We start from the raw sequence: 18,389 nt of genomic DNA, 5'->3' as shown, positions 1-18,389 counted from the left end.
CGTGGAGGCTCTGCACCTGGCGGGGGTCGTCCTGCCGGACGGCGAGCACCGCGAGCTGTGGATCACCGGCGGCCGGATCACGGGTGAACCGGTCGCCGGGGCGGAAACCGTTGTCCGGGAAGGCTTTCTCGTTCCCGGACTGGTCGACGCGCATTGCCATCCCGGGATCGGGGTCGGCGGCGCGACCACCCTCGAAGAGGCCGCAGCGCAGGCGATCACCGGTCGCGACGCCGGGACCTTGCTGATCCGCGACTGCGGGCTGCCGATCGACGTCCGGCCGCTGCAGGAACGCGCCGACCTGCCGCGGATCATCCGCGCCGGACGGCACCTGGCCCTGCGCAAGCGCTACATCCCCGGTCTCGGCATCGAGCTCGAAGACCCGGCCGAACTCCCGAAGGCGGTCGCCGAGCAGGCCAGGGACGGCGACGGGTGGGTCAAGCTCGTCGGCGACTGGATCGACCGCGGGATCGGCGATCTCGCGCCGCTCTGGCCCGACGACGTCCTCGCCGAGGCCATCGCGGTCGCGCACGCCGAGGGCGCCAGGGTGACCGCGCACGTGTTCGGCCAGGCCGCGCTGCCCGGGTTGATCGGCGCGGGGATCGACTGCCTCGAACACGGCACCGAACTTTCGGCCGACCAGCTGGGGGTGCTCGCCGAACGCGGGATCGCGCTCGTGCCGACGCTGATCAACATCGAGAACTTCCCCGGTATCGCCGAAAAGGCGGGCAAGTACCCGGTGTACGCCGAACACATGCGGGCGCTGCACGCCGGCGTCGGGACGATGGTCTCGACGGCGATCGAGGCCGGGGTCGCGGTGTATGCGGGGAGCGACGCGGGCGGCATGGTCGAGCACGGCAGGCTCGTCGACGAGATCGAGGCGCTGCACAAGGCGGGCATGTCCGCCGAGCAGGCGCTGGCTTCGGCTTCGTGGGCGGCCCGCGACTGGCTGGGCGTGCCGGGAATCATCGACGGCGCCTCGGCCGATCTGCTGGTCTACCCGTCCGATCCGCGTGAGGACCTCGCGGTGCTGCGGCATCCGAGCCACATCGTCCTGCGTGGCAAGATCTACGCGTAGCTGAAGGGGACTTTCCCCGCATCTCACTAGGTGAAGGACGCTTTACCCCCATCGCATGCGGGGAAAGCGTCCTTCAGCCCCCTGACCCGACTCCACCTGTGACCGGAGCGGCACTTAGCGTGGAGGCGTGGTGGACGACGGGCAGGCTCGCGAGCGTCTGGTGCTCGGAGCGCACTGGGGATTCGTAGCGTTCTTCGCGGGTATCGCCGGATACCACCTCGTCACGCTCGTCATGAGCTTCGTGCTGTCGGGTCGCTTCGGCGGCTACGACCCGCTCGAACTCCGTGACGTCGGCCCGCTGCTGATCCTCGCGTTCCTGCCGACCCTCGTGCTCGGCCTCGGCCCCGTGGCCGGCTCCCGGGTCTGGGGACAGGGACTCCGCGCGGATTTCGGGCTCAAGCCCACCTGGCGCGACGTCCGGATCGGGCTCGCCTGCGGAGCGGCCGCGCTCGCCGCCGGCTACCTCCTCAACCTGCTGCTGCTCGCCGTCTACGGGACCGACAGCACCGACAGGACCATCTCCGACGTCTCGCCCGGCCCGATCACCGAACTGTCCGGCACCACCGAAGGCGACACTGTCTGGCTGGTGGTGGCCGCGGCCATCGTCGTCTTCGCCGCCCCGGTCACCGAAGAACTGCTCTTCCGCGGCACCCTCTGGAACGCGATGGGCTTCCACCGCCTGCCCTCGTGGGTGATCCTGCTGGTCACCGCGCTGGTGTTCGCCCAGCTGCACGGGGAGGCCGCGCGCACGATCGCGCTGTTCGGCCAGGGCATCGCCATCGGACTCGCCCGGTATCTTTCCGGCCGGGTGAGCGCGGCCGTCATCGCGCACGCCGCCAACAACCTCCCACCGGCGGTATTGCTCTTCGCAGCGAGGTGATCGCCGGGCCGGGCGGTTAGAGTCTTTGAGTAACCGAACGATCACCGGAGGATCGGCGTGACCGTATCTCAGCCAAGGGAGCCGATCCCCGAGGCCGCGCCGCCCGACGAACTCACTGCCGGAGGTGCGGTGGCCGTACCCGACACGCCACCGCCGCATCGCTGGGGGTTCGGGGCCTTTCTGCTGGTGGAGGCCGTCCTCCTCGCGACCGCGGCATTCGTCAGCGTCCTGCTCGGCGACGTCCAGCCCGGCCAGCCCCTGCCGATGCGCGTGGTGCTGCTGGGCACGATGGTGCCGACGATGATCGCCGCCGGGGTCGCGCTGCTGATCACCCGGCTCCGCGGCAACGGCCCGTTCACCGACCTCCGGATCGGCTGGTGCTGGGCCGACGTCAAGATCGGGCTCAAGCTGGGCGTGGTCGGGCTCGGGTTCACCTCGCTCGCCGCCTACGTGTGGACACAGATCGTCGGCGACGCGAACGCGACCTCGGCGATCAGCGCGCTCGTGGAGGACCGGCGGATGTCGGTCTCGGCGGCCGTCGTCATGTTCATCTACCTGTGGCTGATCGGGCCGATCTGCGAGGAGATCATCTACCGCGGCCTCCTGTGGGGCGCCGTGGAGCGGTTGACGTGGCGCACCGAGCGCTGGGGGAGGATCGCGGCGTTCCTGGTCTCGACGGCCGTTTTCGCGGCGAGCCACCTCGAACCGCTGCGCACCACGCTGCTCCTGGTGATCGCGATCCCGATCGGGCTGGCCAGGGTGTTCACCGGACGGCTGCTCGGCAGCGTCGTCGCCCACCAGGTGAACAACTTCCTCCCGGCCGTGACGATCCTGCTCGCCTCGCTCGGGATAGCCGCGTTCTGACGGCCGGTCGGCGTCTGGCAGAATGTACGCTTGCCTGCTTTGGCCGGACCCTCTCACCGTGCCCAAGCTTCGGACCTTCGGGTGCGCGCAGCCGTTCCCCACTCGGCTGGCGTGCGCCTTCCACCTGCATCAGAGAGAACTGAGGAGTACCCACACCCGTGGCCGTCAAGATCAAGCTGCAGCGTCTCGGCAAGATCCGTGCGCCGTACTACCGGATCATCGTCGCCGATGCGCGCACCCGCCGTGATGGCAAGGCCATCGAGACGATCGGCAAGTACCACCCCAAGGAGGAGCCCAGCCTCATCGAGGTGAACTCCGACCGCGCCCAGCACTGGCTGTCCGTCGGCGCCCAGCCGACCGAGCCGGTCCAGCGCATCCTCGAGATCACCGGTGACTGGCAGAAGTTCAAGGGCCTGCCGGGCGCCGAGGGCACCCTGAAGGTCGCCGAGCCGAAGCCGTCGAAGCAGGACCTCTTCAACGCCGCGCTCGCCGCCGCCGGTGACGCTCCCTCCACCGAGGCCACCACCCCGAAGAAGAAGTCCGCCCCGAAGAAGGCCGAAGCCGACAAGGCCGAGGCCGCCGAGGGTGACAAGGCCGAGGCGTGAGTTTCCTCGCTGACTCCCTCGAACACCTGGTGCGCGGGATCGTCGACAACCCGGACGAGGTCCGGGTCGAGCTGCTGACCACGCGTCGTGGCCGCACGCTCGAGGTGCATGTGCACCCCGACGATCTCGGCAAGGTGATCGGCCGGGGCGGTCGCACGGCGACCGCCCTGCGCACCGTCATGGGCGGCATCGGTGGCCGCGGCGTCCGCGTGGACGTCGTCGACACCGATCGCTGACCAGGGACACAACGGGATGGACGTCGTAGTCGGCCGGATCGCCAAGGCGCACGGAATCCGCGGGGAACTCGCGGTGGACGTGCGCACGGACTCGCCGGAACAGCGGTTCGCGGTCGGTTCGGCCGTCACGACGAAGCTGCGTGACGGCAGCAGCAGAAACCTCACCATCGCAGCCGCCCGCGAACACAGCGGGCGGCTGCTGGTGCGTTTCGAAGAGGTGCTGACCAGGGATGTCGCGGAGACCCTCCGCGGCGCCCTGCTGATCGCCGACACCTCGACGCTGCCGCCGACCGAAGACCCCGACGAGTTCTACGACCACGAACTCGAAGGACTGAGCGCCGAACTCGGCGACGGAACGGTCATCGGCAAGGTGATCGAAGTCGTGCACTCGCCGGCCGGCGAGCTGCTGTCGATCGAGCACGACGGCCGTGAGGTGCTCGTGCCGTTCGTGAAGGCGATCGTCCCGGCCGTCGACGTCGCGGGCGGACGCGTGGTCCTCGACCCGCCGGAAGGTCTGCTGGACGCCTGATGCGCCTCGACGTCGTCACGATCTTCCCCGAATACCTCGACCCGCTCCGCGCCGCTCTGCTCGGGCGCGCGATCGACCGCGGCCTCATCGAGGTCGGCGTGCACGACCTCCGGGACTGGACGCACGACGTCCACCGCGCGGTCGACGACGCCCCGTACGGCGGCGGGCCCGGCATGGTGATGAAACCGCAGATCTGGGGCCCCGCCCTGGACGACGTCTGCGGCGAGAACACCCGCCTCGTGGTCCCCACACCGGCCGGACGGCCGTTCACCCAGGCCATGGCGCATCAGTACGCCGCCGAGGAGCACCTGGTGTTCGCGTGCGGCCGCTACGAGGGCATCGACCAGCGGGTGATCGACGACGCCGCGCGGCGGATGCCCGTCGACGAGGTCTCGATCGGCGACTACGTGCTGGTCGGCGGCGAGGCGGCGGTGCTGGTGATGGTCGAGGCCGTCGTCCGGCTGCTGCCCGGGGTGCTCGGGAACGCCCGTTCCGCCGAGGAGGACTCGTTCTCCGACGGTCTTCTCGAAGGCCCCAGCTACACGCGGCCGGAGGTCTGGCGGGACCTGGCCGTGCCGGACGTCCTGCGTTCCGGCAACCACGCGCTGATCGACCGCTGGCGCCGTGACCAGGCGCTGGAGCGGACCGTGCGGCGCAGGCCCGAACTGATCGGGCAACTGCCGGAAGGTAGTCTCGACAAGCACGATCTCAAGGTCCTCGAACGGTTGGACGAGGGCACCGGCCAGGCCGGGTCAAGCACCTGAGTCCTGGTCTGCAATACTTGACAGGTTGGCGTGAGCGGACGCGCGAATTTGTACTCCGGACATTGGCCGGAGTCAGATGCGCGAGGTCGGCCGGAACGCCATCAGCCCCCGGGTAGGTCGCAGTGCCCGACACTGCGCGCCCAAGCTGCACGTAAGCCATACGAAGACGAGGACGGACCACCGATGAACACCCTGGACGCGCTGGACGCGCAGTCACTGCGTTCCGACATCCCGGACTTCCGACCGGGCGACACGCTCAAGGTTCACGTCCGCGTCATCGAGGGCAACCGCGAGCGTAACCAGATCTTCCAGGGCGTCGTGCTGCGTCGCCAGGGCGGCGGCATCCGCGAGACCTTCACGGTCCGCAAGGTGTCGTTCGGCATCGGCGTGGAGCGCACCTTCCCGGTGCACTCGCCGAACATCGCCGAGGTCGAGGTCTTCAAGCGCGGCGACGTCCGCCGGGCGAAGCTGTACTACCTCCGCGAGCTGCGCGGCAAGGCCGCCAAGATCAAGGAACGCCGCGAAAACCGCGAGACGACCTCCGCCAAGTAGGTAGTCACACGGTTACAGGTAACCTGGCGTCGTGGTCGAACCCGTGTCCCAGAACACCTCCGAAGACGAGCCCGATCGCCCCGAAGAAGAGCGTCCCACCCGGGCCTCTCGACGGGGCCGGTCCGGCTCCAAGAAATTCGGCAAGGTCAACAAGAAGCGGTCGTTCTGGAAGGAACTGCCGATCCTGATCGTCGTCGCACTCGTGCTGACGATCTTGATCCAGCAGTTCCTCGCCAAGGTCTACATGATCCCCTCGGGATCGATGGAGACCACCTTGCACGGCTGCGCGGGGTGCACGGGCGACCGGATCCTGGTCGACCGGATCACGTACGACTTCACCGATCCCGGCCCGGGCGACGTGGTGGTCTTCAAGGGACCGCCGGCGTGGGCGGGCGAGATCGACACGCCGGAGTCCAGCAACATCTTCGTCAGCGGCTTCCGCGCGCTGGGTTCCCTGATCGGATTCGCGCCGCCGGACGAGCGCGACTTCGTCAAGCGGATCATCGCGGTCGGCGGCCAGACGGTGCAGTGTTGCGACAACAACCGTGTGGTCGTGGACGGCAAAGCACTCGACGAGCCGTACGTGCACTGGGAAGAGGGCATGGCCCCCACCGAGAAGCCGTTCGAGCCGGTCAAGGTGCCCGCCGGATACGTCTGGGTGATGGGCGACAACCGCAACAACTCGAGCGACTCCCGGTTCCAGGGCGGCGGCGGCGTGAACGGCGCGGTCCCGGTCGACAACATCATCGGGAAGGCGCGCGTCATCGTGCTCCCGCCCGGCCGCTGGGGTGGCGTTTCGGACCACAACCCGCAGGCGAACGCCCAGCCGCTGGCGCTGGGCGCGCCCGCGTGGCAGCAGGGGCTTCCCCTGGGCGTCGGCATCGCCGCCGCGTGGCCCGTGGTCTTCCTCGGCAGGCGAATGTCGTCCGGAGTGCGCAAGGCGGTCGACCGGAGGCGGTAAAGGCCTTGAGAGTTCCTGTACCGCTCACACCGGCTGAGCCGCTTCGGCCGCCGAGAGCTGTGGTGCGTGGTGACCTCTTCTGGGGGTTGCAGGGTGCGCTGGACCGGCGGGGCCTCGGGCCCGTCGCCGGAGTCGACGAGGCAGGGCGCGGTGCTTGCGCCGGCCCGCTCGTCGTGGCCGCGTGCGTCCTGCGTCCCGGAGACGCCGCCCGGCTGCCCGAACTCACCGATTCGAAGGTGCTCACGGCCAAGGCCCGCGATCGCGTCTACGACCGGGTCGTCCAGCGTGCGCTCGACTATTCGGTCATCGTGATCTCCGCGGCCGAGGTCGACCTCTTCGGTATCCACGTGATGAACCTCGAAGGCATGCGGCGCGCCGTCTCGGCGCTGAGGAAGACCCCTGGCTACGTCCTGACCGACGGATTCCGCGTCTCCGGACTGCCCGCGCCGAGCGTGCCGGTGATCAAGGGGGACAAGGCCGTCGCGTGCGTGGCGGCCGCGTCGGTGCTGGCCAAGGTCACCCGCGACCGGATCATGGGCGACCTGCACGACGTGCACCCGCATTACGGCTTCGACGTGCACAAGGGGTACAGCACCACCGAGCACAGCGCGGCGCTGACCACGCACGGTCCGAGTCCGGTGCACCGCTGGTCGTACGCGAATGTGGCCACCGCGGCCGCCGCGCATCGAGCGCGACCGCCTCACCCGGTGGTGCTGACCGTCGCCGCCCTGGAAAACCCGAGCGTGCCGATACGTGCCCTCAGCCCCTACGTGGGTAACAATGAACGCTCCGCCGCTGGAGTAGCAGCAGAATCGCGAGGAGGGGCGCGGATTTCATGAGCGCAGAGGATCTCGAGAAGTACGAGACCGAGATGGAGCTCTCGCTTTACCGCGAGTATCGCGACATCGTCGGCCAGTTCTCGTACGTGGTGGAGACCGAGCGGCGGTTCTATCTGGCCAACGCCGTCGACGTGCAGGTGCGCGACGGCGGCGGTGAGGTGTACTTCGAGGTCCGCATGTCCGACTCGTGGGTCTGGGACATGTACCGGCCGGCCAGGTTCGTCAAGCACGTACGGGTCATCACGTTCAAGGACGTCAACGTCGAGGAACTCGACAAACCGGATCTCCGGCTGCCGGAAGACGGTCCGTTCTCCGGCTGAGTCTTTCTCGCGACCACCTGAAGGCCCCCTTCGCCACGTCCAGCGTGGTGAAGGGGGCCTCTAAGTAGCGCCGGATCACGCTTTACGGTCAAACGGTAGTCAATCGGACATTTCTGCCCAACTTGTGTCCCTTGTGGACGACGAAGAACGCCGGGTGACCGCCCCCCGAAGACCCCTCGCCGCTTCTAGCGCCGATGTCTGACACCGGAGCCCGGACCAAGAGGTCGCAAGCGCGGTGAAGGGCCCTTTCCCCGCATGCGATGCGACGAAAGCGCCCTTCACCGCGTGAGATGAGGGGAAAGGGCCCTTCACCCCGTCCCAGCCCACGGTCGAGAAGTAGCGGCGCCCGTAGCACAGGGTGCCGACAGGTGGAGGTCGGCGGAGCCTCGGCGGGCTCGAGTTATCCACAACACCCCGGTTATCCACAGGCTGGCGAATCGAGTCTGTTCGGCACCGGCTCACCCTGGCAGCGTTGATCGCACACGCACCGTGACGATCGCTGAGGGGGATCGAGATGATGAGCACGGCCGAACAGCCGTCCGCCGGGGCACCGCATATCGAGCTGGGGCGGTGGGGTGAAGACCTGGCGGCCCGGCATCTGGAGAAGACGGGCTACGTCGTCCTGAGCCGGAACTGGCGCTGCCGCGACGGTGAACTGGACCTCGTCGCGACCGACAAGAAACGCCTCGTGTTCTGCGAGGTGAAGACGAGGACGGGGCTGGGCTTCGGCAGCCCCGCCGAGGCCGTGACCCCGGCCAAGGCGGACCGCATCCGCCGTCTCGCGCATCAGTGGCAGCGCGCGTTCATGCTCCGCTGGTGCCCGGTCCGCTACGACATCATCGCGATCGTCGCCCGACCCGGTTCCCGGCCGCAGGTGCGGCACATCAAGGCGGCGTTCTGAGTGGCACTGGCGAAGGCATGGTCCGTCGCGCTGCTCGGCGTCGACGGCAGGATGATCGAGATCGAGGCCGATATCGGCGGCGGGTCGCCGAAGGTGACGATGGTCGGCCTGCCCGACACCGGGCTTAAGGAGGCCAAAGACAGGGTCCGCTCCGCCGTCCGCAATTCGCGCGAGAAGTGGCCGGACGAAAGGGTGATCCTCGGCCTCTCCCCGGCGAACCTGCCGAAGGTGGGGTCCGGCTACGACCTGGGCATCGCGGCGGCGGTCCTGGCCGCGACGGGTTCGGTTCCGGCCACGAAGCTGCTCCACACCGTGCTGCTGGGCGAACTCGCCCTCGACGGCCGGGTACGGGCGGTCCGCGGGGTCCTGCCGGGACTGCTGGCGGCACGCAACGCCGGGTACCGGCGGGCGGTCGTGCCCGCCGAGTCCTTGTTCGAAGCCGCCCTCGTGGACGGTCTGGAGGTCGGCGGGGTGGCCAGGCTGAGCGATTTCGTGGACTGGCTCAAGGGAGAGGGCGAACTCGTGCGGCCGGAGCCGTCCGTCGCCCAGGAGCCGGTGCGGGTGCCCGATCTCGCCGACGTCGTCGGACAGCCGGAAGCCCGGTGGGCGCTGGAGGTGGCCGCGGCGGGTGGGCATCACCTGCTCATGACCGGTCCTCCCGGGGTGGGCAAGACGATGCTCGCGAAACGCCTCCCCGGACTCCTCCCTCCCCTGACAGCCGAGGAGTCGTTGCAGGTCACCGCGGTCCACTCGATCGACGGTTCCCTGTCGCGGTCCGCCCCGATGGTCACCGTGCCGCCGTTCGTCGCGCCGCATCATTCGATCAGCGTGCCCGCGCTCATCGGCGGCGGCAGCGGTCTCGCCGTGCCCGGCGCCATCAGCCGGGCGCACCGGGGCATCTTGTTCCTCGACGAGGTTTGCGAGTTCGGACCGGAACGGCTGGAGTCGCTGCGCACGGTGCTCGAAGAGGGCGAAGTGCGGATCGCGAGGGTGAAGGGTTCCGTCCGGTACCCGGCACGCTTCCAATTGGTGCTGGCGACCAACCCCTGTCCCTGTGCCCCCACGAAGGACGCCGACTGCACGTGTTCGGCGGCCGCGCGAAGGCGGTACTGGGGACGACTGTCCGGCCCCTTACTCGATCGGGTGGATCTGAGGGTCCGGCTGCGGCCGCTCTCCGCGCTCAGCGCGCACCTGAGTGACCTGCCCGAACCGTCGTCGGCCGTCCGGGAACGGGTGCTGGAGGCTCGCGAACGAGCCGGGAAACGCTGGGCGGAGCACGGCTGGCCATCGAACGCGGAGGTGCCCGGCCCGGCATTGCGCCGCGAATTCGCTCTTCCTCCGCAGGTCACGGCGCTACTGGACCGCGCACTGGAGCGGGGAGCGATCACCGCACGTGGTGCGGACCGTTGTCTTCGCATCGCGTGGACGCTCGCCGATCTGAAGGGTGCCGACAGGCCGGAAGCCGACGAGGTCGCGGCGGCCTTGAACTTTCGGGAGAGGTCATCCTGATGAGTGAATTCGAGGCCGAACGGATCGCCCGGTCGTACCTCCTGCGCGTGGCCGAACCGCCGGCTCCCGCGCTGGCCGATTTCGTCGGCGAGCACGGTCCGGTCGTGGCCGCGGAACGGGTGCGGCTGGCCGATTGCCCGGCGAAGGTGCGCGACGAGACGGCCGCACGGCGCGCACATGACTACGCCGAGCGGGATCTGGTGCGGGCGGCGGCGGGGGAGACCCGGCTCGTCATCCCGGAAGACGACGAGTGGCCTGCTTGGCCGCTGCTCTCGCTGGCCGTCGCCCGGGGCAGGGGTGTCTCCGGTGTGGCCTCTCCGCTGGCGCTGTGGGTCCGCGGCCCGGCCAGGCTCGACGAGGCGGTGGACCAGGCGATCGCGATCGTCGGTGCCCGCGCGGCGACCGAGTACGGCGAGCACCACGCGGCCGAGGTGGGCTATCACCTGGCGAGCCGCGGGATACCGGTGTTCTCGGGGGCGGCGTACGGCATCGACGGCGCGGCCCACCGCGGCGCGCTGAGCGCGTCCGGCACGACGGTCGCCCTGCTCGGCTGCGGGATCGACGCCGGTTACCCGGCCCAGCACGCGACCTTGTTGCGCACCATCGGGAAGACGGGCGCGGTGGTCAGCGAGTACCCGCCGGGCACCCCGCCCGCGAGACATCGCTTCCTCGTCCGGAACCGGCTGATCGCTGCGCTCACCGAAGGGACCGTCGTGGTGGAGGCGGGCAGGCGCAGTGGTGCGCGGAACACCGCGGGGACGGCCGCGGCCCTGGGCAAGGTCGTGATGGCGCTGCCGGGACCGGTGTCGTCGGGGATGTCCGCCGGCTGCCACGCGCTGATCCGCGAGGGCGAGGCCACGCTGGTGACCTCGGTGGACGAGATCCTCGAGACCGCCGGACGGCTCGGGCACCAGGCCGCGGATCCGGCGAGACCGCGCCGCCGCACCGACCGGCTCGGTCCGGAGGCCTCGCGCGTGCACGACGCGCTGTCCGAACGATCGGCCAAGCCGGAGGAGCGGATCGCGGCCGAATCCGGCATCCCGGTGGAGCGCATCCGTTCGCTGCTGCCCGAGCTGGAACTCGACGGTTTCGCGGAAAGGGGTGACGCAGGGTGGCGAAGACGGGCGGGCAGGACCTGACTGGCCTACACCTGAGACGCCATCCCGGCACGATCCGACCACGGACACCGCAACAAGGTGCGGCGATACTTGACCATCCGCCGTACATCGCGCAGCGTGATCGGCATGCCGTCGACCGAAGGTCCCCACGGCACGGGAAAACGCGTCCGCAAGCACGATTCGCGCGCCGCCCGTGCCGCGCTTCCGGAGCCTGTCCGGAAGCTGATCGACGACTACGAGCGGCACCTTTCCCTGGAACGCGGGCTGTCCGCGCATACGGTCCGGGCCTATCTCGGCGATGTGGTGTCGCTGACGGGCTTCGTGGACGCGAACGGCGGCCGGTTCTCCGACCTCGACATTCAGACGCTGCGCGGCTGGCTCGCCCGGCAACGCGAGGAAGGGGCCAGCCGGACGACGCTGGCCAGGCGGGCGGCGGCGGCCCGCACCTTCACCGCGTGGGCTCACCGGGCCGGGGCGCTCGCGACCGATCCGGGCGGCCGGCTGGTGGCACCGCGCGCGCATCGCAAGCTCCCCGGGGTCCTCCGGGCCGAGCAGGCGAGCGAGGTCATGCGATTCTCAGCCGCCGGTGCCGAACAGCGGGACCCGGTGGCCTTGAGGGACAGTGCCATCGTGGAACTGCTTTATGCGACCGGTGTGCGGGTCTCCGAACTGTGCGGGCTGGACGTGGGCGACGTCGATTTCTCCCGCCGGGTCGTGCTCGTGCTGGGCAAGGGCGGCAAGGAACGCGTGGTGCCGTTCGGTGTCCCCGCCGAAACGGCGGTGCGGGCGTGGCTGGACGAGGGCAGGGGAAAGCTCGCCGCCGCGGCGAAGGGCAAGGCGGAGGCCGCGCTCTTCCTGGGGGCACGGGGCGGCAGGCTCGATCCGCGGGCGGCCCGCCGGGTGGTCCACGACGCCGTCGGCTCGGTGCCGGGCGCGAACGACATGGGGCCGCACGGCCTGAGGCATTCGGCGGCCACTCATCTGCTCGAAGGCGGTGCCGATCTTCGGAGCGTTCAGGAACTGCTTGGTCACGCTACGCTGGCTACCACGCAGCTCTACACTCATGTGACCGTCGATCGGCTGAAGGCGATCCACGACCGCGCACACCCCCGGGCCCGATGATGCCGGGGAGGACTCGGCAGGTGACCCGGCGGACCGAACCGGCGGCGCACGCGCATCCGCACGAGCACGGAGACCATCCTGAGTCGCATGCTGAGAACGGCGGTCCGATGACCGCCGACCCACATGTCACCGAAGCCGCCGGGAAACACCGTCCCGGCGGGGACGGTCCTGCCGTCGCGCCCGAAGCGCGGACGAGTTACGAGGTGGACGCCGGGATCCAGGCGCTGTGGCGCGAGTTCACCGAGTCGCCGGACCAGGTCGTGCGCGACAGGCTCGTGCTGCACTACGCCCCGCTGGTCAAGTACGTCGCGGGCCGGGTCGGCACCGGCCTGCCGACCCATGTCGACGTCGGCGACCTCATCCAGTCCGGGATCTTCGGCCTGGTCGACGCGATCGAGAAGTTCGAGCCCGCCAGGGGCCTGCGCTTCGAGACCTACGCGATGCAGCGCATCCGCGGCGCGATCCTCGACGACCTCCGCTCCCAGGACTGGGTCCCGAGGGCGGTGCGCAGCAAGGCCCGCGAGGCCGAACGCGCGCTGGAACGCCTCGGCGCCCGGCTGAACCGCACGCCGACCGACGCCGAACTGGCGGCCGAACTCGAAATCAGTGTCGACGACCTGCGCGAGTTCTACGGCCAGATGCAGCTGACCAGCGTCATCGCCCTGGAAGACCTCGTCGCCGCCGGCAAGGACAGCGGCTCGCTGGTCGACACCCTGCCCGACGACGGCGCCGTCGACCCGGTGGCCGTCCTGGTCGACCAGGACAACCGCCGCCAGCTGGCGCAGGCGATCGCCCAGCTCACCGAACGCGACCGGATCGTGGTCGGTCTCTACTACTTCGAGAGCCTGACGCTGGCCGAGATCGGCAAGGTCCTCGGCGTCACCGAGTCGCGGGTCAGTCAGCTGCACACGCGGGCCGTCATGCGGCTGCGCGCGAAGCTGGTCGAGCAGGCTTGAAAAGCTAGCCTCCTTCCCACGGTTTCAGGCGGATCTCCGCCGGTTCGCCGATCAGTGCGAGCGGGTCGACGTACTCCCCGCCTCGCTGGACGCCGAAGTGGAGGCACGCCGGCTCCGGACAGCCCGGATGCCCGGCCGCGAGCGTCCCGAGCACCTGGCCCCGGTACACCTGATCACCCGCGGTGACGGACGGGGTGAGCGGCTGATAGGTGGTGTGGAGGCCGCCGTCGTGATCGAGCGAGACCACCCCGACACCGGCCACCTGCCCGGCGAACATCACCACCCCTTCGGCGGCCGCGAGCACGTTCGCGCCCGGCGCGGAGGCCAGGTCGACGCCGCGATGACCGGGGCCGTACGGGGTCGCCGGCGGTTCGAAATACCTGGTGACGCTGGGTGCCGAAGAGAGCGGCCAAGAGAGGCGTCCTTGCGGCGAAGGGGCGCCCCTGGCCGTCCCCGGCGTGGCGAACGCGGCCAAGAGCGCGAGCACGGTCGCGAGGATCGCGACGCGGGGCAGTGCCCTCGGCCGTCCGGGACGGCGGTGCCTGCCGCCGTTGCGGTCGATCGCGACGGAATGCCTGGTGACAGGGCGGGAACAGGTCGTCATGGTCATGTGTTCCAGCCTGCGGGCCCGGCGTGGCGCGTGGGGCGCGCCGGGGGAATCTGTGGATAACCGAGCCGGTTGTGGACAACCGCTCTCATCAGGGGCTGCCGGTGCGGTAGGCGGTGGCGACAGGGAGTAGACTCTTTTGCGCGGTCCGCGGCAGCGGACTGACTTCGCGTGCACGTGCGCGCTCCCGATGGCCGATCTCCTCACGGAGGGTCAGGACAACCGGGGGCACACGGTCCGGCGGTCCCTGGAATCACTTCGCTCCCGGGTCCGGGCCGGAGCATCTGCACCAGGGCGATCGGCCACCCGGCCGAGAGCGACGAACCGAGCAAGCGCGATCCCGGCCGGGCCGGGCGCGCACGACACAGAAGAGGTTGATTCCGGCAATGGCCGTCGTCACCATGAAGCAGCTGCTCGACAGCGGCGTGCACTTCGGGCACCAGACCCGTCGGTGGAACCCGAAGATGAAGCGCTACATCTTCACCGAGCGCAATGGCATCTACATCATCGACCTGCAGCAGACGCTGACCTACATCGACCGTGCGTTCGAGTTCATCAAGGAAACCGTCGCGCACGGCGGCACCATCATGTTCGTCGGCACGAAGAAGCAGGCCCAGGAGGCCATCGCGGCCGAAGCCTCGCGCGTGGGCATGCCCTACGTGAACCAGCGCTGGCTCGGCGGCATGCTGACCAACTTCCAGACGGTGCACAAGCGTCTTCTCCGCCTGAAGGAGCTCGAGTCGCAGGAGCAGACCGGCGGCTTCGCCGGCCTGACCAAGCGCGAAATCCTCACGCTCACCCGTGAGAAGGACAAGCTCGAGAAGACCCTCGGCGGTATCCGCGACATGGCCAAGGTGCCGAGCATCGTGTGGATCGTCGACACGAAGAAGGAGCACATCGCCGTCGGCGAGGCTCGCAAGCTGAACATCCCGGTCGTCGCGATCCTGGACACCAACTGCGACCCGGACGAGGTCGACTACCCGATTCCGGGTAACGACGACGCGATCCGTTCGGCCGCGCTGCTGACCAAGGTCGTGGCCGAGGCCGCCGCCGCCGGTCTGATGGCCCGCTCCAGCCGCAACGGTTCCTCCGCCGACGCCAAGCCCGAGGCGGGCGTCGCCACGGACGAGCCGCTGGCCGAGTGGGAGAAGGAGCTGCTCGCCGGCTCCGAGACCGCCGCCGCGGACGCCAAGGAAGCCGCCGCCGCGACCGAGGCCCCCACCGAGGCTCCGGCCGAGCAGGCCACCGCCTCCTCCTGATGCACCACGCCCGTGGGGCCGCCTCCGGGTGGCCCCACGGGTGACTTCCCACAAGACTTTCTCGTACCTGAAAAAGGACGGACACACCCACGATGGCGAACTACACCGCCGCAGACGTGAAGCGTCTCCGGGAGCTCACCGGCTCCGGCATGATGAACTGCAAGAAGGCGCTGGAGGAGAACGACGGCGACTTCGACAAGGCCGTCGAGTTCCTGCGCATCAAGGGCGCCAAGGACGTCGGCAAGCGCGCCGAGCGCGCCACCGCCGAGGGCCTCGTCGCCGGTGACGGCGGCGTGCTGATCGAGCTCGACTCCGAGACCGACTTCGTCGCGAAGAACGAGGACTTCCAGGCCCTCGCCGCGAAGATCGTCGAGGTCGCGAAGGCCGAGAAGACCAGCGACGTCGAGAAGCTGAAGGCCGCCTCGCTCGACGGCAAGACCGTCGACGAGCAGGTCCAGGAGCTGGCCGCCCGCATCGGCGAGAAGCTCGAGCTGCGCCGTGTCGCCGTCTTCGAGGGCAACACCACCACCTACCTGCACCGTCGCGGTGCGGACCTCCCGCCCGCCGTCGGCGTACTCATCGAGTACACCGGTGAGGGCGAGGCCGCCGCCGAGGCCGCCCGTGGCGCCGCCATGCAGGTCGCCGCGCTGAAGGCCAAGTTCCTCACGCGTGAAGAGGTCCCGGCCGACGTCGTCGAGAACGAGCGCCGCGTCGCCGAGGCCACCGCCCGCGAAGAGGGCAAGCCGGAGCAGGCCATGCCGAAGATCATCGAGGGCAAGGTCAACGCCTACTACAAGGACAACGTCCTGCTCGAGCAGCCGTCGGTCAAGGACAACAAGAAGACCGTCAAGGCCCTGCTCGACGAGGCCGGCGTGACCGTGAGCCGGTTCGCCCGGTTCGAGGTCGGCCAGGCCTGATCCCAGGCCGCGGAACACAAGAGTCACCACTGTGCCCCGTCTCCGTCCATCGGGGACGGGGCACAGTCGGGTTCAGAGCATTAGGGAGGGCGACATGGGTGTCCGGGTCGAAGGCGGATACCGGCGGGTGCTGCTGAAGCTGGGCGGCGAGATGTTCGGCGGCGGTTCCATCGGGGTTGATCCGGATGTGGTGCACTCGGTCGCTCAGCAGATCGCCGACGTCGCGCGGACGGGCGTGCAGATCGCCGTCGTGATCGGCGGCGGGAACTACTTCCGCGGCGCGGAACTGTCGCAGCGCGGCATGGACCGCGACCGCGCCGACTACATGGCGATGCTCGGCACCGTCATGAACTGCTTGGCACTGCAGGACTTCCTGGAGAAGGAGGGCCTGCCCACCCGCGTGCAGACCGCCATCACCATGGGCCAGGTCGCCGAGCCGTACATCCCGCGCCGCGCCGAGCGTCACCTGGAGAAGGGCCGCGTCGTCATCTTCGGCGCCGGGGTCGGCATGCCGTACTTCTCCACCGACACCGCCGCCGCGCAGCGCGCGCTCGAACTCGGCTGCGAGGCCGTCTTGATGGCGAAGGCCGTCGACGGCGTCTACACCGCGGACCCGAAGAGCGATCCGACCGCCGAGATGTTCCACGAGATCAGCCACCGCGAGGTGCTGGAACGGGACCTCAAGGTCGCCGACGCCACCGCGTTCAGCCTCTGCATGGACAACAACATGCCGATCATCGTGTTCAATCTGCTCACCGAGGGGAACATCGCTCGTGCGGTCAGTGGTGAGAGGATCGGCACCCTGGTCGACACCCCCGCCGACGGGGTTCCCGCGTAGTCCTGCTCTGATCTTCGCAACCGGTACGAATACACAACAACGGGAGTTGCCGTGATCGACGAGACCCTCCTCGACGCCGAGGAGAAGATGGAAAAAGCGGTGTCCGTCGCCAAGGAGGACCTGTCGTCGGTGCGCACCGGCCGGGCCCACCCTGGGATGTTCTCGCGCATTGTCGTCGAGTACTACGGCGCGCCGACCCCGCTGAACCAGATGGCGAGCGTCAACGTGCCCGAGGCCCGGATGGCGTTGATCAAGCCCTACGACCAGACCTCGCTCAACGCCATCGAGAAGGCGATCCGCGAGTCGGACCTCGGCGTCAACCCGAGCAACGACGGCAACGTGATCCGGATCGTCATCCCGCAGCTCACCGAAGAGCGCCGCAAGGAGATGGTGAAGGTCGCCAAGGCCAAGGGCGAGGACGCCCGCGTCTCCATCCGCAGCGTCCGCCGCAAGGCCAAGGAAGAACTCGACCGGATCAAGAAGGACGGCGAGGCGGGCGAGGACGAGGTCGTCCACGCCGAGAAGGAACTCCAGAACCTCACCGACACCTACACCCACAAGGTGGACGAGCTGGTGAAACACAAGGAAGCCGAGCTACTCGAGGTCTGATGAGCCAGGTGAGCGAGGAACGCGAGGACCGGGTGGACGCCCCGGAACCGGTTCCGGCCGAGAAGCCGGAACCGGCGAAGAAGGTTTCCCGCGCCGGCCGCAACCTGCCCGCCGCGATCGGGGTCGGGCTGCTGCTGGGGGCGGCGATCGTCACGTCCCTGCTCACCGTCCGGTTTCTGTTCATCGGCATCATCGCGATCGCCATCGCGGTCGGCACGATCGAGCTGGCCGGGGCGCTGAAGCGCGCGGCGGACATCCGGATCGCACTGGTCCCGGTGCTCGTCGGTGGTCAGGCGATGATCTGGCTGGCGTGGCCGTTCGGCCGCGAGGGCGCGCTGACGGCGTTCGTGCTGACGGTGCTGGTCTGCCTGCTGTGGCGGCTGCCCGGTGGCGCGGAAGGCTATCTGCGTGACATCAGCGCATCGGTCTTCGCCGCCGCGTACCTGCCGCTCTTCGGTGCCTTCGCCGCCATGCTCGTCCCGCCCGCGGACGGTGTCGGCCGCGTGCTGGCGTTCATGATCGGCGTCGTCGCTTCGGACACCGGCGGCTACATCGCCGGTGTGCTGGGCGGTAAGCATCCGATGGCGCCCAGCATCAGCCCGAAGAAGACCTGGGAAGGTTTCGCCGGTTCGCTGGTGGCCGGTGTGGTCGCGGGTGCGCTGACCTTGAGCCTGCTGCTCGACGGACACGCCTGGCAGGGTGTGCTGTTCGGCGCGGCGATCGTCTTGACCGCGACGCTGGGCGACCTCGTCGAGTCGCTGATCAAACGCGACCTCGGCGTCAAGGACATGGGTAACATGCTGCCGGGGCACGGTGGCCTGATGGACCGGCTCGACTCGTTGCTCCCGTCGGCCGTCGTCTCCTGGTTGCTGCTCTCCGCCTTCGTCCCTGTTTAGACCCAGGCGAAACTCATGTGACAAGTCCGGGG

22 protein-coding genes are annotated in these 18,389 nt (G+C 69.3%); 21 read left to right on the top strand and 1 reads right to left on the bottom strand.

Annotated elements, in window-relative coordinates:
• The first annotated feature begins 1 nt into the window (after nt 1).
• The 16 genes from L324_RS01585 to L324_RS01510 all read left to right on the top strand — a co-directional run bounded on the left by L324_RS01585 (nt 2) and on the right by L324_RS01510 (nt 13,231).
• On the top strand, nt 2-1,075 hold the full coding sequence (locus L324_RS01585) for an amidohydrolase family protein (RefSeq protein ID WP_037303511.1): 1,074 nt from the start codon (nt 2-4) through the stop codon (nt 1,073-1,075).
• Nucleotides 1,076-1,205: 130 nt separating this feature from the next.
• The gene (locus L324_RS01580; protein ID WP_081736163.1) at nt 1,206-1,955 is read left to right on the top strand and encodes a CPBP family intramembrane glutamic endopeptidase; all 750 of its coding nucleotides are present in this window, start codon (nt 1,206-1,208) and stop codon (nt 1,953-1,955) included.
• A 57-nt stretch (nt 1,956-2,012) separates the two neighbouring features.
• Complete coding sequence (locus L324_RS01575) at nt 2,013-2,819, top strand: CPBP family intramembrane glutamic endopeptidase (RefSeq protein ID WP_037303509.1); 807 nt, start codon at nt 2,013-2,015, stop codon at nt 2,817-2,819.
• A gap of 158 nt (nt 2,820-2,977) precedes the next feature.
• Nucleotides 2,978-3,424 (top strand): 30S ribosomal protein S16, encoded by a 447-nt coding sequence (gene rpsP, locus L324_RS01570; RefSeq protein WP_037303508.1) that lies wholly within the window; start codon nt 2,978-2,980, stop codon nt 3,422-3,424.
• Nucleotides 3,421-3,660, top strand: a complete 240-nt coding sequence (locus L324_RS01565; protein ID WP_003103110.1) for an RNA-binding protein — start codon at nt 3,421-3,423, stop codon at nt 3,658-3,660. Before rpsP ends, L324_RS01565 begins: the two co-directional genes overlap by 4 nt.
• Before the next feature lie 16 nt (nt 3,661-3,676).
• Nucleotides 3,677-4,189, top strand: a complete 513-nt coding sequence (rimM, locus tag L324_RS01560) for a ribosome maturation factor RimM (RefSeq protein WP_037303506.1) — start codon at nt 3,677-3,679, stop codon at nt 4,187-4,189.
• Nucleotides 4,189-4,953, top strand: coding sequence for a tRNA (guanosine(37)-N1)-methyltransferase TrmD (trmD, locus tag L324_RS01555; protein WP_037303505.1), 765 nt, complete (start codon nt 4,189-4,191; stop codon nt 4,951-4,953). Before rimM ends, trmD begins: the two co-directional genes overlap by 1 nt.
• 183 nt (nt 4,954-5,136) lie before the next feature.
• Nucleotides 5,137-5,505, top strand: a complete 369-nt coding sequence (rplS, locus tag L324_RS01550) for a 50S ribosomal protein L19 (RefSeq protein ID WP_005154717.1) — start codon at nt 5,137-5,139, stop codon at nt 5,503-5,505.
• 31 nt (nt 5,506-5,536) lie between these two features.
• Nucleotides 5,537-6,466 (top strand): signal peptidase I, encoded by a 930-nt coding sequence (lepB, locus tag L324_RS01545; protein WP_037303504.1) that lies wholly within the window; start codon nt 5,537-5,539, stop codon nt 6,464-6,466.
• A gap of 59 nt (nt 6,467-6,525) precedes the next feature.
• Nucleotides 6,526-7,305, top strand: a complete 780-nt coding sequence (locus L324_RS01540) for a ribonuclease HII (protein WP_037303502.1) — start codon at nt 6,526-6,528, stop codon at nt 7,303-7,305.
• Entirely contained in the window at nt 7,302-7,625 is a 324-nt protein-coding gene (locus tag L324_RS01535) for a DUF2469 domain-containing protein (protein WP_037303500.1), read from the top strand. The genes L324_RS01540 and L324_RS01535 overlap by 4 nt, the downstream gene beginning before the upstream one ends.
• 514 nt (nt 7,626-8,139) lie before the next feature.
• A complete protein-coding gene (locus tag L324_RS01530) occupies nt 8,140-8,526 on the top strand; it encodes a YraN family protein (RefSeq protein WP_081736162.1) in 387 nt (128 codons plus the stop codon).
• The gene (locus L324_RS01525; RefSeq protein WP_037303499.1) at nt 8,527-10,035 is read left to right on the top strand and encodes a YifB family Mg chelatase-like AAA ATPase; all 1,509 of its coding nucleotides are present in this window, start codon (nt 8,527-8,529) and stop codon (nt 10,033-10,035) included.
• Complete coding sequence (gene dprA / locus L324_RS01520) at nt 10,035-11,174, top strand: DNA-processing protein DprA (protein WP_037303498.1); 1,140 nt, start codon at nt 10,035-10,037, stop codon at nt 11,172-11,174. The genes L324_RS01525 and dprA overlap by 1 nt, the downstream gene beginning before the upstream one ends.
• Before the next feature lie 105 nt (nt 11,175-11,279).
• The gene (locus L324_RS01515) at nt 11,280-12,275 is read left to right on the top strand and encodes a tyrosine recombinase XerC (RefSeq protein WP_051173573.1); all 996 of its coding nucleotides are present in this window, start codon (nt 11,280-11,282) and stop codon (nt 12,273-12,275) included.
• A 20-nt stretch (nt 12,276-12,295) separates the two neighbouring features.
• The gene (locus L324_RS01510) at nt 12,296-13,231 is read left to right on the top strand and encodes a FliA/WhiG family RNA polymerase sigma factor (RefSeq protein WP_037303496.1); all 936 of its coding nucleotides are present in this window, start codon (nt 12,296-12,298) and stop codon (nt 13,229-13,231) included.
• 4 nt (nt 13,232-13,235) lie between these two features.
• Here L324_RS01510 and L324_RS01505 read toward each other — a convergent pair whose 3' ends face one another.
• Nucleotides 13,236-13,841: a murein hydrolase activator EnvC family protein gene (locus tag L324_RS01505; protein WP_037303495.1), complete on the bottom strand. Its 606-nt coding sequence runs from the start codon at nt 13,839-13,841 to the stop codon at nt 13,236-13,238.
• A gap of 383 nt (nt 13,842-14,224) precedes the next feature.
• Between L324_RS01505 and rpsB the strand changes: the two genes are divergently transcribed.
• From rpsB to L324_RS01480, 5 genes are all read left to right on the top strand, one after another.
• Nucleotides 14,225-15,097 carry a 30S ribosomal protein S2 gene (rpsB, locus tag L324_RS01500; RefSeq protein WP_037303494.1) on the top strand — a complete coding sequence of 291 codons (873 nt, stop codon included), beginning with the start codon at nt 14,225-14,227 and terminating at the stop codon, nt 15,095-15,097.
• Between the two features lie 92 nt (nt 15,098-15,189).
• Complete coding sequence (gene tsf, locus L324_RS01495; RefSeq protein WP_037303492.1) at nt 15,190-16,014, top strand: translation elongation factor Ts; 825 nt, start codon at nt 15,190-15,192, stop codon at nt 16,012-16,014.
• A gap of 94 nt (nt 16,015-16,108) precedes the next feature.
• Nucleotides 16,109-16,852, top strand: coding sequence for a UMP kinase (pyrH, locus tag L324_RS01490; RefSeq protein ID WP_005154669.1), 744 nt, complete (start codon nt 16,109-16,111; stop codon nt 16,850-16,852).
• Nucleotides 16,853-16,903: 51 nt separating this feature from the next.
• Nucleotides 16,904-17,461 carry a ribosome recycling factor gene (frr, locus tag L324_RS01485; RefSeq protein WP_037303489.1) on the top strand — a complete coding sequence of 186 codons (558 nt, stop codon included), beginning with the start codon at nt 16,904-16,906 and terminating at the stop codon, nt 17,459-17,461.
• On the top strand, nt 17,461-18,357 hold the full coding sequence (locus tag L324_RS01480) for a phosphatidate cytidylyltransferase (protein ID WP_037303488.1): 897 nt from the start codon (nt 17,461-17,463) through the stop codon (nt 18,355-18,357). Before frr ends, L324_RS01480 begins: the two co-directional genes overlap by 1 nt.
• Nucleotides 18,358-18,389 lie beyond the last annotated feature (32 nt).

The organism is Amycolatopsis orientalis DSM 40040 = KCTC 9412 (assembly GCF_000478275.1).
Taxonomy (GTDB): Bacteria; Actinomycetota; Actinomycetes; order Mycobacteriales; family Pseudonocardiaceae; genus Amycolatopsis; species Amycolatopsis orientalis.
Note: the sequence above shows the minus strand (reverse complement) of the source record. Positions and strands in the feature narration are given on the sequence as shown.